The organism is Streptomyces tamarix, from assembly GCF_032423885.1.
Taxonomy (GTDB): domain Bacteria; phylum Actinomycetota; class Actinomycetes; order Streptomycetales; family Streptomycetaceae; genus Streptomyces; species Streptomyces tamarix.
The window spans coordinates 22,334-37,562 of the sequence record NZ_JAWCTQ010000014.1 but is presented as its reverse complement, the minus strand read 5'-3'; the positions used below and the strand labels follow the sequence as shown (position 1 = coordinate 37,562).

Here is a 15,229-nt window from a genome sequence, read left to right as displayed (position 1 = left end):
GCCGAAACTACTGCCTGGTAACTTCGGGCGCATGTCCGACACGATGCCGAACATCGGCGAGATGCTGCTGGCCACCGTCCCCATGGCCAGGACCCTGAACCTGGAGGTCGTCGAGGCGACCGCCGAGCGCGCCGTGCTGCGCCTGCCCGACCAGGAGGACTTCCACAACCACGTCGGCGGCCCGCACGCCGGCGCGATGTTCACGCTCGGCGAGTCGGCCAGCGGCGCCGTCGTCATCGGTGCCTTCGGGGACCAGACGGGCCGCGCCGTCCCGCTCGCCGTCAGGGCGGAGATCGGCTACAGGAAGCTCGCCATGGGCGCCGTCACCGCGACCGCCACCCTGGGCCGCCCCCGCGAAGAGGTCGTGGCCGAGCTGGACGCCGGGCGGCGCCCCGAGTTCCCCGTCCGCGTCGAGATCACGCGCGAGGACGGCGCCGTCACCGGTGAGATGACCATCACCTGGACGCTGCGCCCCCGCGCCTGACCGGCCCGGCCCGTCGTAGGTCCGCCGCCCCGTCGTACGGCCCGCCCGGCGCGGGCAACCCCGCCGGGCGGGCCGGCGTCTCCTCCCGTGGCCCCGGCCCGCGCACGGGCCGGGCCTCCCCGTGACCCGGTAGGCTGCCTGGCCCCAGAGGTCACTCGTCGATACGGAGGAACCGGCGTTGCACGTCCAGGAGTGGCTCGAGACCGTCCCCGCGGTCAGCATCTACATCCTGGTGGGTGTGGTGATCGGGCTGGAAAGCCTCGGCATCCCGCTGCCGGGCGAGATCGTCCTCGTCAGCTCCGCTCTCCTCGCCTCCCAGCACGGGGACATCAACCCGTACGTCCTGGGGGCCTGCGCCACGGCGGGCGCGATCATCGGCGACTCGATCGGCTACGCCATCGGCCGCAAGGGCGGACGCCCCCTGCTGGCCTGGCTCGGCGGGAAGTTCCCCAAGCACTTCAGCGAGGCCAACATCGCGATGGCCGAGCGGTCGTTCGAGAAGTGGGGCATGTGGGCCGTCTTCTTCGGCCGGTTCGTCGCCCTGCTGCGGATCTTCGCCGGGCCGCTGGCGGGCGTGCTGCGCATGCCGTACTGGAAGTTCCTCGTCGCCAACGTCTTCGGCGGCATCCTCTGGGCGGGCGGCACCACGGCGGTGGTCTACTCCGTGGGCGTCGTCGCCGAGGCGTGGCTGAAGCGGTTCTCCTGGCTGGGCCTCGTCCTCGCCGTGGCGGTGGGCGTCACCTCGATGCTCGTCCTGAAGCACCGCGCCAGGAAGGCGACCGAGAAGGCCGAGGCCGAGCGCGCCGCCGCGGCCGCCGGGCCGCACCACGACCCCGTCCCCGCCGCGGCCGCGGCCGACTGACGGGGACGGCGCCGGGGCGTGCGCCGCGGGGGTACCGGTCAGGTCCCCGCGGCGTGCGCCTCGCGGTGTGCCCGGGCCAGGTCCCCGTACATCGCGGCGTTCACCTTGATGCCCTGGCGCTCCTCGTCCGTCAGCTGCCGCCTGACCTTCGCGGGGACGCCCGCGACGAGCGAGCCGGGCGGGACCCGCATGCCCTGCGGGACGAGTGCCTGCGCGGCGACGAGGGAGCCCGCGCCGATGTGCGCGCCGTTGAGGACCGTGGCGCCCATGCCGATCAGGACGTCGTCCTCCACCGTGCAGCCGTGCAGGACGGCGTTGTGGCCGACCGACACGCGCTCGCCGACCGTCACCGGGAAGCCGGGGTCGACGTGCACCGTGCAGTTGTCCTGGACGTTGCTGTCCGCGCCGAGGACGATCGGACCGCAGTCCGCGCGCAGCACGGCGTGGTACCAGACGCTGGACCCCGGCCCCATCACGACCTCGCCGACCACGACGGAGGTGGGCGCGGCGAAGGCGGTCCTGGCCACCTCCGGTTCCTTGCCGCCCACGGCGGTGATCAATGGCCGTTCCGTCATTCCGTCGCTCCCTCGTGCGCTGGGGTTCGTCGTCGCGCCCGGGGGAACCGTAGGCCACCGCGCGCGCCGCTTCGTCGGTGGGGCGAACATCACAGCGTCGCGCACTGACCGGCGGTCGACCCGGCCACTACCGTGGCCGGGTGCCCAGGAACAGAAACATGTTCTCCTTTTCGCCGCTCGCCGCGTGGCGCCGCCGCGTGCTCTCCGCCGCGGTGCACCGCGGCTGGCGCTGGGTGCAGGAGACCGGTTCCGTCACCGCCGACCGCCCCGGGCCCCTGAGGTTCCGCCGGATCGGCGCCGGCACCCGGCTCGCGTTCCCGCAGGGCACGGTCTTCGGCGAGGCGTGGATCGAGCTGGGGGAGTGCTGCATCATCGGCGAGCAGGTGACGCTCAGCGCCGGCATGCTGCCCGGCCTCGACCTCGGCCCCGACCCGGTGGTGACCCTCGGCGACGGCGTCGTCCTCGGGCGCGGCAGCCACGTCGTGGCGGACGCGCCGGTGGCCATCGGCGCGAACACGTTCTGCGGGCCGTACGTCTACATCACCTCGACCAACCACAGCTACGACGACCCGCACGAGCCGATCGGCCGCCAGTGGCCGCGCTCGGCGCCCGTCGAGATCGGTCCCGGCTGCTGGCTCGGCACCGGCGCGGTGGTCCTCCCCGGGGCCAGGATCGGCCGGAACGTCGTGGTCGCCGCCGGGGCGGTCGTCCGCGGCGAGGTGCCCGACCACGCGGTCGTCGCCGGGGCGCCGGCCCGCGTCGTACGCCGCTGGGACCCGGAGGGCGGCTGGCAGCCCCCGCTGCGCACGCCCCCGCCCGTACCGATCCCGGAGCACGTCACCGCCGCGCAACTGGCCGCGCTGGCACACGGGGAAGGGCGCTGAGCGGAGCGGCACCGGCCCCCGCCGCCCCGGTCGGCCGCGGGACCCGCGCCCGTCGCCCCGCCCGCCGACCAGCCCGTCGCCCCGCCCGCCGACCAGCCCGGCGCCACCCCGCCGGACCGTCTGACTGGCCCCTCTCCTGCACGGACGCCCAGTATGGAGGGTGAGGTGTGATGGCGAAGTGTCCAGCGAAGGCGGCGCCGCGGCTGGGGCTCCGGGACCGCGGGCCGACCTCGCGGGCGGAGCCCCCGGCACCGTGCGGCCGACCGACACCGGCCGCCCCGCGGCCGGGCGCGCGCCGATGTTCGCCGGAGCCACCCTGGCCGCCGTGTACGTCCTCAGCGAGGGCGGCCACGAGCTGCGCCTCGCCGGACCGGTCGAGGACTCCGGGGCGCTGCCCGGCTGGCCGGGCGGGTACGCCGTGTCGGGGCGCTCCGCCGTCGCCGACGCCTTCCGCGGCGGCCGACCCCTGTGGCCCACCGCCGCCGAGCTCGCCGCCCGCCGGGAGGACGTACCCGCGGCCCTCGCGCCCGACGCGGCGCTGGGCGTGCTGCCCGTCGGCACGGACGACCGGCGGCTCGGCTGCCTGATCGTCGTCGACGACACCGGCCGGGGCTTCGACACCGACCGGCGCGGCTTCATGGAGCTGTACGCCGAGCAGGTCGCCGCCCGCCTGGAGGCGGGCGGCGGGCCGGGGACGGCCTACACGGTCGCGAGCGGCGCCGGCGGGACCGTGCCGCCGGGGTCGGTACCGCGTCGGGAGGGCTCGCAGGTCGCGTACCAGCTCATGCCCGGCCAGGCGCTGGACGCGGAGCGGGTCGGGGCGTTCACCCTCGAACTCCGCACCGGGCGGATCAGCGCCGACGCGCGGATGCTCGAACTCGTCGACATCGCCCCCGGCGGCTTCGACGGCCGGGTCGAGACGCTCCTCGCCCACGCCGTCCCCGACGACCTGCCCGCGCTCATGTCCCTGGTCGAACCGGGCAAGAACACCTCGGTGGGCCGGGAGCTGGAGTTCCGCGTCCGCCGGCCCGCCGGCGACCTGCGCTGGCTGCGGCTGCGCTCCCGCGTCCTCGACGACCCCGCCGGCCGCCCCGAACGGGTCCTCGGCATCGTCGTCGACGCGTCGTCGCTGCGCCCCGGCACCGACGAGGTCTCCCTCGTCCAGCGGCTGTCCGCGTCCCTGGCCGCCACGATGACCGCCCGCGACGTCGCCCGCGTCGTCGTCGAGACCCTGCGCGACCCCCTCGTCGGCGCCGACCGCGTCGCCGTCGCCGGCCTGGAGGCCGACCGGCTCGTCGTCACCGCCCTGGACCCGCCCGAGCCCGGCGCCTGGCCCGGGATCTGGCGCTCCGAATGGCGTTCGGAGTGGCCCGACACCCCACTGCGCTCCCTGCCCACGCTCGCGGCCGCGCTCCGGGAGGTCCGCGTCGGCCTGGTCCCGGCCGGCGCCGAACTCGAACCGGCGCTCGCCGGGGTCGGACCCGGCGGCCTGGCCCTCCTGCCGCTCCCCGCCGAGGGCCGCGTCATCGGCGCCTGCCTGGCCGGCTGGGACGAGCCGCACGAGTTCGGCGCCGAGGAGCGGTCCCTGCTGACCGCCACCGCCGGCCTGGCCGGGCAGGCCCTGCGCCGCGCCCACGCCTTCGACGCCCGGCACGAACTGGCCACCACCCTCCAGCGCAGCCTGCTGCCGCGCAGGCTCCCCGAGCTGGCCGGAGGAGTGGCCGTCGCCCGCTACCTGCCCGCGACGGCCGGCCTGGAGGTCGGCGGCGACTGGTACGACGTGATCCCGCTCTCCGAGAGCCGGGTCGCCCTCGTCATCGGGGACGTCCAGGGGCACAGCGCCGGAGCGGCCACCATCATGGGCCAGATCCGTACCGCCATCAGGGCCTACGCGGTCGAAGGACACCCGCCCGACGTCGTCGTCTCGCACGCCAACCGGCTCCTGGTCGGCATGGAGACCGACCTCTTCGCCACCTGCTGCTACGTCGAACTCGACATGGAGGAGGGCGACACCTGGTTCGTCCGCGCCGGACACCTCGCCCCGCTGCTGCGCCACCCGGACGGCACGGCGGAGGAGGTCGCCACCGAGGGCGGCCTCCCCCTCGGCGTCCTCGCGGACGCGGACTACCCCATCACCGCCGTCGGCCTCACCCCCGGCACGGTCCTCGCGCTGCTCACGGACGGACTGGTCGAGTCGTCCAGCCTCCACCTGGAGGACGGCATGCTCCGGATGCGCGCCCTGCTCTCCGGCGCCGACCCGGCCGACCCCGGGCGCGTGGCCGACCGGATCCTCGGCGACGGCACCCGCCGCGACGACGACGTCGCCCTGCTGCTCATGCGCTACGACGGGATGGGCACCCCGCCCATCCGCGCCGGCTGGACCGTGTGGCGGCTGCCCGACGCCGTCATGCACGCCCGCCGCTTCACCGCCCGCACCCTGCGCGGCTGGGGCGTCGCCGAGGAGGCGGACACGGCGCTGCTCGTCGTCTCCGAGCTCGTCACCAACGCCCTGGTGCACACGCAGGGGGCCGTACGCCTCGATCTGACGCTCGCCGGGGACAGGCTGCGGACCGCCGTCACCGACGCCTCGCCCCGGGCCCCCGCCAAGCCCGTGGCGGCCGACTGGGAGTCCACCGGGGGCCGCGGACTGTTCCTGGTGGAGGCCGTGTCGGAGTCGTGGGGATCGGTACCGGTCAGCGGCGGCAAGCAGGTGTGGAGCGAGCTCGCCGTCGCCCGCGGCCCCCGCCCGGACACCGCCGCCGCGGCTGCCGGCGCCGCCCCGGCCACCGGCCCCCTCCCGTACGGCTCCGGACGCGAAGGAGGGTGAGGAGGAGTGTTCCGTACGAAGCAGCGCGGGCGCGACCGCCCGCGCACCGCCCCCGCCGCGGCCGCGGCGGCGCTCGCCGTCGCGCTGGTCGGCTGCGGCACCGCCGAGCAGGCGCACCTGGAAGGCGGCCCGAGCTCCACGCGCACCGAGTTCACGCCCCGCATCGGACTGCTGCTGCCCGACACCCACACCGCCCGCTGGGAGAGCTTCGACCGGCCGCTGATCGAGGCGAGGATCCGCCAGGTCTGCCCGGGGTGCACCGTGGACCACGCCAACGCGCAGGGCGGCGTCGCCACCCAGAAGCAGCAGCTCGACTCCATGATCACCGCGGGGGTCGACGTCCTGGTCCTCAACCCCGTGGACTCCCGGGCCCTCAGCCCCTCGGTGGCCAAGGCCGCCGACGCGGGCATCCCCGTCGTCTCGTACGACCGCCTCGCCGACGGGCCGGTCTCCGGTTTCGTCTCCTACGACGGCCGGAAGACCGGTCGCCTCCAGGCCGAGGCGCTGTTGCGGGCCATGGGCGCCGAGGCGGACGGCGGGCGGATCGTCATGGTGAACGGCGACCCGGCCGACCCGAACGCCATCGCCCTGGAGCGGGGTGCGCGCGAGGTCCTGGACGGCAGGGTGCGGATCGCCAAGGCGTACGACACGGACCGCTGGCGCCCCGAGATCGCCCACGCCCGCATGTCCGGCGCCGTCGCCGCGCTCGGCGCCGGGAGCATCGACGGCGTGTACGCCGCCAACGACGGGCTCGCCGGCGGCGTCGTCTCCGCGCTGAAGGCCAACTTCGTCGAGCCGCTGCCGCCGGTCACCGGGCAGGACGCCGACCTCGCCGCCATCCGGCGGATCGTCGCCGGCGAGCAGTACATGACGGTGTACAAGCCGTTCGAGCCCATGGCCGACGCCGCCGCCGAGATGGCCGTCGCGCTCGGCCGCGGCGACCCGCCGGACGCCATCGACCCGGAGGGCGGCGACGAGGCCACCGTACGGGGCGTGCCGGCCGTCCTGTTCGACCCGGTGCCCGTCACCGCGGACACCGTGCGCGACACGGTCGTCAGGGGCGGGATGTACACGATCGCGCAGATCTGCACCCCGAAGTACGCGTCGGCGTGCGCGAAGGCCGGACTCACCGTGTAATCGGGCGGAGAAGGAGGTGGTCGTCGGTGCCGGTCCCACCCCTGCTGGCCCTGCGCGGCATCTGCAAGCGCTTCGGCGCCGTCGAGGCGCTGGCCGACGTGGAGCTGGAGGTCGGGGCCGGGGAGGTCGTCGCCCTGATGGGCGACAACGGCGCCGGGAAGTCCACCCTCGTCAAGGTGATCGCCGGGGTCGCCCCCGCCGACGAGGGGACCATCCGGTGGGAGGGCCGCGCCGTGAGGATGAGACGCCCCCACGACGCCCATGCCCTGGGCATCGCCGCGGTCTTCCAGGACCTGGCGCTCTGCGACAACCTCGACGTCGTCGGCAACCTGTTCCTCGGCCGCGAGCTGCGCCGGTCGGGCCTCCTCGACGAGGTCGAGATGGAACGCCGGACCCGCGACCTGCTGGGTTCGCTCGCCGTCCACGTACCCGACCCGCGGGCCCGGGTGGCGACCCTGTCGGGCGGGCAGCGGCAGACCGTCGCGATCTCCCGCTCGCTCGTCGGGGAGCCGCGCCTGCTCCTCCTCGACGAACCCACCGCCGCCCTCGGCGTCCAACAGACGAGCCGCTTCCTCGACCTCGTCGAGACGCTCCGCGACCGGGGCACCGGCGTCCTCCTGATCAGCCAGAACATGGGTGACGTCAAGGCCGTCGCGGACCGCGTCGCCGTCCTCCACCTCGGCCGCAACAACGGCTTCTTCGACGTCAGCACCGCCTCGCAGGAACAGATCGTCTCCTCCGTCACCGGCGTCACGAGCTTCCCCGGCACCGTCCGCCGCGCCCCGCACGCGCGCGGGGGAGAGCGGTGACCGGCCTCCGGCGGGCCCTCAGGAGCGCCGCCGGGGCGGCCGGGCGGCGGCTGGGCACCGGCGAGGTGGGCGTCCTGCCCGTCGTCATCGGGGTCCTCGTGATCTGGACGGTCTTCCAGCTCCTCAACGGCAACTTCCTCGCGCCGCGGAACCTGTCCAACCTCAGCGTGGACATCGTCGGCACCGGGATGATCGCCGTCGGCATCGTCTTCGTCCTGCTGATCGGCGAGATCGACCTGTCGGTCGGGTCCGTCAGCGGCCTCGCCGCGGCCCTGTTCGCCGTGCTCCACGTGCGGCACGGCGTGGCGGAGTGGCCGGCCGTCGTGATCGCCGTGCTCTGCGGCGCGGCGATCGGCTCCCTGCACGGCTTCCTCGTCGCCCGCGTGGGCGCGCCGTCCTTCGTCGTCACCCTCGCCGGGCTCCTCGGCTGGAACGGCCTGATGCTGTACGTCCTGGGCACCAGCGGCACGCTCAACCTCGACGAGGACGGCCTGGTCGGCAACCTGACCGGCCACTACTTCCACGAGGTCGCCGCCGCGTACGGCCTGGCGGCGGTCGGCTCCGTCCTGTGCTTCCTCGTGTACCACCGGGACCGGCGGCGGCGCAGGGCGGCCGGCCTGCCGCACCGGCCGCTGACGGAGATCGCGGTGCGGACCGGTGCGGTGGCGCTGGTCGCCTTCTCCGCCGCGCACGTGCTCAACCGGTTCCAGGGGCTGCCGCTCGCCCTGCTCGCCTTCCTCGTCGTCGTCGGCGGCCTCGACCTGGTGCTGCGCCGCACCCGGTACGGGCGGAAGGTGTACGCCCTCGGCGGCGGTGGCGGCGAGCCGGCCCGGCGCGCCGGGATCGACGTCGTCCGCGTGCGGGTGTCCGTCTTCATGCTGTCGGGGACCATGGCCGCGATCGGCGGGCTGTTCCTCGCCTCGCGGATCACGTCGGTGGGCCAGACGTCCGGGTCGAGCCTGCTGCTGATGAACGCGATCGCCGCGGCCGTGATCGGCGGCACCAGCCTCTTCGGCGGCCGCGGCACCACCTGGTCCGCCCTGCTGGGCATGCTCGTCATCCAGTCGATCGCCTCCGGGATGTCCCTGCTGGGCATCCAGTCGGCCGTCCAGTTCATGATCACCGGTGGGGTGCTGCTGGCGGCCGTCGTCATCGACACGGTGGCGGGGCGCACCCGCAAGGAGCACGGCCGGGCGTAGGGCCCGGCGCCTCAGCCGAGCCCGAGGGCGGGGATCTCGATCGCGGGGCACCGGTCCATGACCATGTCCAGCCCCGCCGCCCGGGTCCGCGCGTACGCCTCCTCGTCGACGACGCCGAGCTGGAACCAGACCGCCTTGGCGCCCTTCGCCACCGCCTGGTCCGCGATGTCCCCGGCCAGCCCGCTGTGGACGAAGACGTCGACGACGTCCACCGGGAACGGGACGTCCGCCAGCGTGGCGTACCCCCGCTCGCCGTCCACGGTCTCCGCCTTCGGGTGCACCGGCACGACCCGCTTGCCGAACCGCCGCAGCACGGCCGCCACGCCGTACGCCGCCCGCGACCGGTTCGTGGACAGGCCGACCACGGCCCAGGTGTCGCCGGACTCGGTGAGGATCCTGCGGATGGTCTCCGTATCGCCGTACACGTGCCGTCTCCTGCCTGCCTGGGGGCTCTCTCCGTGCGGTCAACCAGCGTGCGGCGCCCGGCATTCCGGAGGATCCGCCACACGCGTGACACGGAGAGCGTGGCCATCCGTTCACGGGCGGCCCCACTGCCCGATCCGCGCCGTGCCTCCCGGCCGCGGCCCGCCGGGAGGCCCCCGCCGTGCCCGCCCCGCCCCGGACCGGACCGCGAGGGGCCCCGGTCCGTACGCCCTCCGGGAGGCGGCCACGCGACCCGCCGCCCGCCCGGGACGGCGGCGCTCCGCACGATCCTCACCGGCGTGAGCAAGCGCGCCCCCCGCCCGGGACGGCGCACGGCGCCGCCTCGCCGGGCGGGCCGCCCGGGACGCCGCGGAGGGGGCCGCGCCGGGGCACGGCTAGGGTGGCGGGATGCAGGAGCAGTACCTGACGGTGACCCGCGAGGGCGTGCACGAGACCGAGATCAACCGATCGCGCTTCCTCTGCGCGCTCGCCCCCGCCGCGACCGAGCAGGAGGCCCAGGACTTCGTCGCCCGCGTCCGCCGCGAACACCCCACCGCCACCCACAACTGCTTCGCGTACGTGATCGGGGCCGACGCCGCCGTCCAGAGGGCCAGCGACGACGGCGAACCGGGCGGCACCGCCGGCGTGCCGATGCTCCAGATGCTGCTGCGGCGCGACGTGCGGTACGTCGCCGCCGTCGTCACCCGCTACTACGGCGGCGTGAAGCTCGGCGCCGGCGGCCTCATCCGCGCCTACGGCGGCGTCGTCGGCGAGGCCCTCGACGCCCTCGGCACCGTCACCCGCCGCCGGTTCCGGATCGTCACCGTCACCGTCGACCACCAGCGGGCCGGCAAGCTCCAGAACGACCTGCGCGCCGCCGGCCGGTCCGTCCGCGACGTCCGGTACGCCGACGCCGTCCGCATCGAGGTCGGCCTGCCCGACGCCGACGTGGACGCCTTCCGCGGCTGGCTCGCCGACGCCACCGCCGGCACGGCCGCGCTGGAGCTCGGCGGCGAGGCGTACGGCGACGGCTGACCGCCCGCCCGCTCCCCGCCGCGGCGCCCCGCCCGCCGCCCCGTCCGCCGCCGCGGTGCGCCCGCCGCCCGCCGCCCCGCACCGGCGCGCGGCGCACCTCCGCGCGGATGGCAGACTTGCCTAGGCCCGGGAGGCGGACGAGCGGCACGGCGGTACAACGGCACAGGGGGGCGGAGCGGAACCGTGAGACTTCTGCACACATCGGACTGGCACCTGGGCCGGTCCTTCCACCGCGTCAGCCTCCTCGACGCCCAGGCCGCCTTCCTCGACCACCTCGTCGCCACCGTCCGCGACCACGAGGTGGACGCGGTCCTCGTCGCCGGTGACGTGTACGACCGCGCCGTACCGCCGCTCACCGCCGTGGAGCTGTTCGACACGGCCCTGCACCGGCTCGCCGACGCCGGCGTGACCACGGTGATGATCTCCGGCAACCACGACTCGGCCCGCCGCCTCGGTGTCGGCGCCCGCCTCATCGAGCGCGCCGGCGTCCACCTGCGCACCGACCCCGGCGGCATCGGCACCCCCGTCGTCCTCCCCGACCCGCCCCACGGCGACGTCGCCTTCTACGGACTTCCCTACCTCGAACCCGCCCTCGTACGGGAACGCCTCGGCGCGCCGAAGGCCGGCCACCAGGCCGTGCTCGCCGCCGCCATGGACCGCGTCCGCGCCGACCTCGCGGCCCGCCCGGCCGGCACCCGCTCGGTCGTCCTCGCCCACGCCTTCGTCGCCGGAGGCGAACCCAGCGACAGCGAGCGGGACATCACCGTCGGCGGCGTCGCCTCCGTACCGGCCGGCGTCTTCGACGGCGTCGACTACGTCGCCCTCGGCCACCTGCACGGCGCCCAGGCCCTCACCGACCGCGTCCGCTACTCCGGCTCGCCCCTCGCCTACTCGTTCTCCGAGTGGCGGCACCGCAAGACCATGTGGCTCGTCGACCTCGCCCCCGACGGCGGCGTCACCGCCGAGCGGGTCGACTGCCCCGTCCCGCGCCCCCTCGCCCGCATCCGCGGCCGCCTCGACGACCTCCTCGCCGACCCGGCCCTCGACCGCCACGAGGACGCCTGGGTCGAGGCCACCCTCACCGACCCCGTGCGCCCCGCCGAGCCCATGACCCGGCTCGCCCGGCGCTTCCCCCACACGCTCAGCCTCGTCTTCGACCCCGAGCGCGCCGACACCGCCGACGACCTCCTCTCCTACGCCCGCCGCCTGCGCGGGCGCACCGACCAGCAGATCGCGGAGGACTTCGTGACCCACGTCCGCGGCGGGGCCGGGCCCGACGCCCACGAGCGGGCCGCCCTGCGCAGCGCCTTCGCCGACGTCCGCGCCGACCTCGCCGTGCGCGAGCGGGAGGTGGGCGGGTGAGGCTCCACCGGCTCCGCGTCACCGGCTTCGGCCCCTTCGGCACCACCCAGGAGGTCGCCTTCGACGCGCTCTCCGCCGCCGGCCTGTTCCTCCTCCACGGCCCGACCGGCGCCGGCAAGACCTCCGTGCTCGACGCGGTCTGCTTCGCCCTGTACGGCTCCGTCCCCGGCGCCCGGCAGGCGCCCGGCGCCTCGCTGCGCAGCGACCACGCGCCCGCCGGCACGGCCACCGAGGTCGTCCTCGACCTGACCGTCGCCGGCCGCCGCCTGGAGATCACCCGGCGGCCCGCCCAGCCCCGCCCCAAGAAGCGCGGCAGCGGCTTCACCACCGAGAAGGCCCAGTCCTGGCTGCGCGAGTACGACCCCGACGCCGGCGCCTGGAACGGCCTGAGCCGCTCCCACCAGGAGATAGGCGAGGAGGTCGTCCAACTCGTCGGCATGAGCCGCGACCAGTTCTGCCAGGTGGTCCTGCTGCCCCAGGGGGACTTCTCCCGCTTCCTGCGCGCCGACGCCGAAGCGCGCGGCAAGCTCCTCGGCCGGCTGTTCGGCACCCGCCGCTTCGCCGCCGTCGAGGAGCGCCTCGCCGAACTGCGCCGCGCCGCCGAACAGCGGGTCCGCGAGGGCGACCAGCGGCTCCTCGCCCTCGCGCACCGCATGGCGCAGGCCGCCGGTGACGCCGCCGCCGGCTGGCCCGCACCCGACGGCGGGCCCGGCGACCCCGGCCTCGCCGACGCCGTCCTCGGCTGGGCCGCCGTCGCCCGCTCCGGCGCCCGCGAGGCCCTCGACACCGCCGAACTCGCCCTGGCCGCCGCCGAGGCCCGGCGGGAGGCCGCCCGCCGCACCCTCGACGAGCGGCGCGACCTCGCCGCCCTCCGCGAACGGTACGAGGACGCCCGCCGCCGCGCCGCCGCCCTGGAGGAGCGCAGGGCCGAGCACGACGCCTGGCGGGCCCGCCTCGACCAGGCCCGCGAGGCCGAACGGGTGGCCGGGCCGCTCGCCCTGCGCGACGAGGCGGAGCGCGAGCACCGCGCCGCGGGCGCCGCCCGCGACCGCGCCCGTGCCGCCCTCCCCGGCGACCTCGCCGACGCCGGGCCGGACCTGCTCGCCCGCCTCGCGCGGACGCGGCGCCAGGAGCTCGGCGGCCTCGACTCCGCCCGCCGCGCCGAACAGCGCCTCGTGGAGATCGCCCGCGAGCGCGCCGACCTCGACCGGCAGGCCCGCGCCGACGACCAGGCCCTCCAGGACGCCGCCGACTGGCTGGCGGGCTGGGACGCCGCCCGGAGCGCCCTCCTCGACCGGGTCGACGCCGCCCGCGAGGCCGCCGCCCGCGCCGAGCACCTCCTCGGACAGCTCGCCCCGGCCCGGCGCCGCCTGGCCGCCGCCCTGCGTCGCGACGCCCTCGCGAAGGACGCGGCCGCCGCCGAAGCCCGCCTGGCGACCGCCCGCGAACAAGCCGGCACCGCCCACGAGACCTGGCTCGACCTGCGCGAACGCCGACTGCGCGGCATCGCCGCCGAACTCGCCGCCCACCTGGAGGAGGGCGCCCCCTGCGCGGTCTGCGGCTCCGCCGAGCACCCGTCGCCCGCACGGCCCACCGCCGACCACGTCGACCGCGCCGCGGAGGCCGGCGCGTACGAGGCGCACGTGCGCGCCGCCGAGGCGCGCACCGCCGCCGAACGGGACCTGGCCGCCGTACGGGAAGCCCTCGCCGCCGCGGCGGCGGAGGCCGTCGAGGAGCCGCCACCCGGCGTTCCCGGCGCCGGGGCGGGCCCGGACGGGGACCGGCCCGCCCCGGCCGCCGCCGCGCTGGAGGACCTCGTCGCACAACTGGAGCGCGAGCACGCCGAGGCGCGCGGACTGGCCGCCGACAGCCACCCCGCGCGCGAAGCGCTGGAGCGGGCCGAGGAGGAGCACACCCGGCGCGTCGAGGAACGCCGGCAGGCGGAGGTGCGCGCCGCCGCCCGGGCCTCCCGGCGCGAGACGCTCGACCAGGAGCAGGCGGCCCGCGAGGCCGACCTGGCCCGGGTCCTCGGCGACGGCGGCGGCACCGTCGCCCGCCGGGCGGCCGTCCTGGAACGCGAGGTGGCCGTCCTCGACGCCGCCGCCGACGCCGTACGGGCCGCCGAGGCCGCCGCGCAGCGGCTCAAGGAGGCCGACGCCCGGCTCGCGGACGCCGCGTACCGGGCCGGGTTCGCCACGCCGGACGCCGCCGCGGCCGCCCTCCTCGACGACGCCGCGCGGCGCGACCTGCAACGCCGTGCCGACGCCTGGCAGGCGGAGGCCGCCGTGGTCGCCGACCGGCTCGCCGAGCCCGCCGCGCGCGCCGCCGCCGAGGGGCCGCCCGCCGACGTCGCGGCCGCGTCCGCCGCCCACGAAGCCGCCGAGCGCGCCGCCCGCGCCGCCGCCACGGCGCTCGCCGCCCACCGCGACCGGTGCGCCGAACTCGACCGGCTCTCCGCGCGCGTGGCGGACGAGGTCCGTGCGCTGGGCCCGCTGCGCGTCGAGTACGACCGGGTGGCCCGGCTCGCCGCGCTCACCGCGGGGACCTCCGCCGAGAACGAGCGGCGGATGCGCCTGGAGTCGTACGTCCTGGCCGCCCGTCTCGAACAGGTCGCCGCCGCGGCCACCGCACGGCTGCAGCGCATGTCGTCCGGCCGCTACACCCTCGTCCACTCCGACGCCCGCAGCGGCGGCAAGCGCGCCGGTCTCGGCCTGCACGTCGTCGACGCGTGGACCGGCGCCGAGCGCGACACGGCGACGCTCTCGGGCGGTGAGACGTTCTTCGCCTCCCTCGCCCTGGCGCTGGGCCTCGCGGACGTCGTCACCGACGAGGCGGGCGGCGTCCGGCTCGACACGCTCTTCATCGACGAGGGGTTCGGCAGCCTCGACGACCAGACGCTCGACGAGGTCCTGGACGTCCTCGACTCGCTGCGCGAACGGGACCGCAGCGTCGGCATCGTCAGCCACGTCCCCGACCTGCGCCGCCGCATCCCCACGCAACTGGAGGTCGTCAAGGGGCGCGACGGCTCCCGCGTGCGGCTCAGGACGGGCGAGGGCGCGGGCGCCTGACCGAGGGGGCCGGCGGCCCACCGGGCGGGGCGGTGGCGACGAGCACACGGCACCCGCCGCCACCGGCCGTGGAGCGGCCCGTAGGCCCGAAGGCGCGCCCGAAAAGCCCTCAATGCCGCAGAACGGCGACTTCTCGGTTGCTTCCGCGCCCGCACGACCCCGGAAGGCCGACACGGCCACGAGCTGAGTCAAGTAGATATCAAGACTAGATGCTCGAAGGGGCGGACGAGATACTTAAAGAGGTTCCCAAACCTCCACCCTGTCTGGTTCAGTACCCCCGCAGCGGGTAGGGTCGCTCGATGGCACACCGCAACTGGCTGGGCACATAAAGGGGGACACTTGCTCGTCATGCGTGACTCGATACTCATGTGCGCGAATTTCCGCACGAGGTGTGAACTCGCAGTTATCACTTCGGAAATAGAGTGCAAGCATCAGCAGAAGTCGGTGACCAGCAAGTGACGACGTACACGCCGAAGAATTCCCGCTACTTCAAGCGTCTGCGACGAGCGTGCGAAGCGAAACTCTCCACCATGCACGGAGAGGAGGAAAGAGACGTCCTCTCCC

Annotated in this window: 12 protein-coding genes; 10 read left to right on the top strand and 2 right to left on the bottom strand. The window is 76.0% G+C overall.

Annotated elements, in window-relative coordinates:
* The first annotated feature begins 31 nt into the window (after positions 1–31).
* Positions 32–484 (top strand): DUF4442 domain-containing protein, encoded by a 453-nt coding sequence (locus RND61_RS13510; RefSeq protein WP_315878158.1) that lies wholly within the window; start codon positions 32–34, stop codon positions 482–484.
* Between the two features lie 178 nt (positions 485–662).
* Positions 663–1,346: a DedA family protein gene (locus RND61_RS13505; protein ID WP_315878157.1), complete on the top strand. Its 684-nt coding sequence runs from the start codon at positions 663–665 to the stop codon at positions 1,344–1,346.
* Between the two features lie 38 nt (positions 1,347–1,384).
* Here RND61_RS13505 and RND61_RS13500 read toward each other — a convergent pair whose 3' ends face one another.
* On the bottom strand, positions 1,385–1,921 hold the full coding sequence (locus RND61_RS13500; RefSeq protein ID WP_315878156.1) for a gamma carbonic anhydrase family protein: 537 nt from the start codon (positions 1,919–1,921) through the stop codon (positions 1,385–1,387).
* 140 nt (positions 1,922–2,061) lie between these two features.
* Here RND61_RS13500 and RND61_RS13495 point away from each other — a divergent pair, with 140 nt between their 5' ends.
* The 5 genes from RND61_RS13495 (at position 2,062) to RND61_RS13475 (ending at position 8,777) form a co-directional block, all read left to right on the top strand.
* On the top strand, positions 2,062–2,805 hold the full coding sequence (locus RND61_RS13495; protein ID WP_315878155.1) for an acyltransferase: 744 nt from the start codon (positions 2,062–2,064) through the stop codon (positions 2,803–2,805).
* A gap of 298 nt (positions 2,806–3,103) precedes the next feature.
* Complete coding sequence (locus tag RND61_RS13490) at positions 3,104–5,632, top strand: SpoIIE family protein phosphatase (protein WP_315878245.1); 2,529 nt, start codon at positions 3,104–3,106, stop codon at positions 5,630–5,632.
* A gap of 6 nt (positions 5,633–5,638) precedes the next feature.
* Positions 5,639–6,769: a sugar ABC transporter substrate-binding protein gene (locus tag RND61_RS13485; RefSeq protein WP_315878154.1), complete on the top strand. Its 1,131-nt coding sequence runs from the start codon at positions 5,639–5,641 to the stop codon at positions 6,767–6,769.
* Positions 6,770–6,795: 26 nt separating this feature from the next.
* Positions 6,796–7,578, top strand: a complete 783-nt coding sequence (locus RND61_RS13480) for an ATP-binding cassette domain-containing protein (RefSeq protein WP_315878153.1) — start codon at positions 6,796–6,798, stop codon at positions 7,576–7,578.
* On the top strand, positions 7,575–8,777 hold the full coding sequence (locus tag RND61_RS13475) for a sugar ABC transporter permease (RefSeq protein WP_315878152.1): 1,203 nt from the start codon (positions 7,575–7,577) through the stop codon (positions 8,775–8,777). Before RND61_RS13480 ends, RND61_RS13475 begins: the two co-directional genes overlap by 4 nt.
* 11 nt (positions 8,778–8,788) lie before the next feature.
* Here the strand turns inward: RND61_RS13475 and RND61_RS13470 are convergent, their stop codons facing one another.
* Complete coding sequence (locus RND61_RS13470; RefSeq protein ID WP_315878151.1) at positions 8,789–9,202, bottom strand: CoA-binding protein; 414 nt, start codon at positions 9,200–9,202, stop codon at positions 8,789–8,791.
* Between the two features lie 406 nt (positions 9,203–9,608).
* Here RND61_RS13470 and RND61_RS13465 point away from each other — a divergent pair, with 406 nt between their 5' ends.
* The 3 genes from RND61_RS13465 (at position 9,609) to RND61_RS13455 (ending at position 14,665) form a co-directional block, all read left to right on the top strand.
* Positions 9,609–10,235: a YigZ family protein gene (locus tag RND61_RS13465; protein WP_315878150.1), complete on the top strand. Its 627-nt coding sequence runs from the start codon at positions 9,609–9,611 to the stop codon at positions 10,233–10,235.
* 183 nt (positions 10,236–10,418) lie between these two features.
* Positions 10,419–11,597 carry an exonuclease SbcCD subunit D gene (locus RND61_RS13460; RefSeq protein WP_315878149.1) on the top strand — a complete coding sequence of 393 codons (1,179 nt, stop codon included), beginning with the start codon at positions 10,419–10,421 and terminating at the stop codon, positions 11,595–11,597.
* On the top strand, positions 11,594–14,665 hold the full coding sequence (locus RND61_RS13455) for an SMC family ATPase (RefSeq protein ID WP_315878148.1): 3,072 nt from the start codon (positions 11,594–11,596) through the stop codon (positions 14,663–14,665). Before RND61_RS13460 ends, RND61_RS13455 begins: the two co-directional genes overlap by 4 nt.
* Positions 14,666–15,229: the final 564 nt, after the last annotated feature.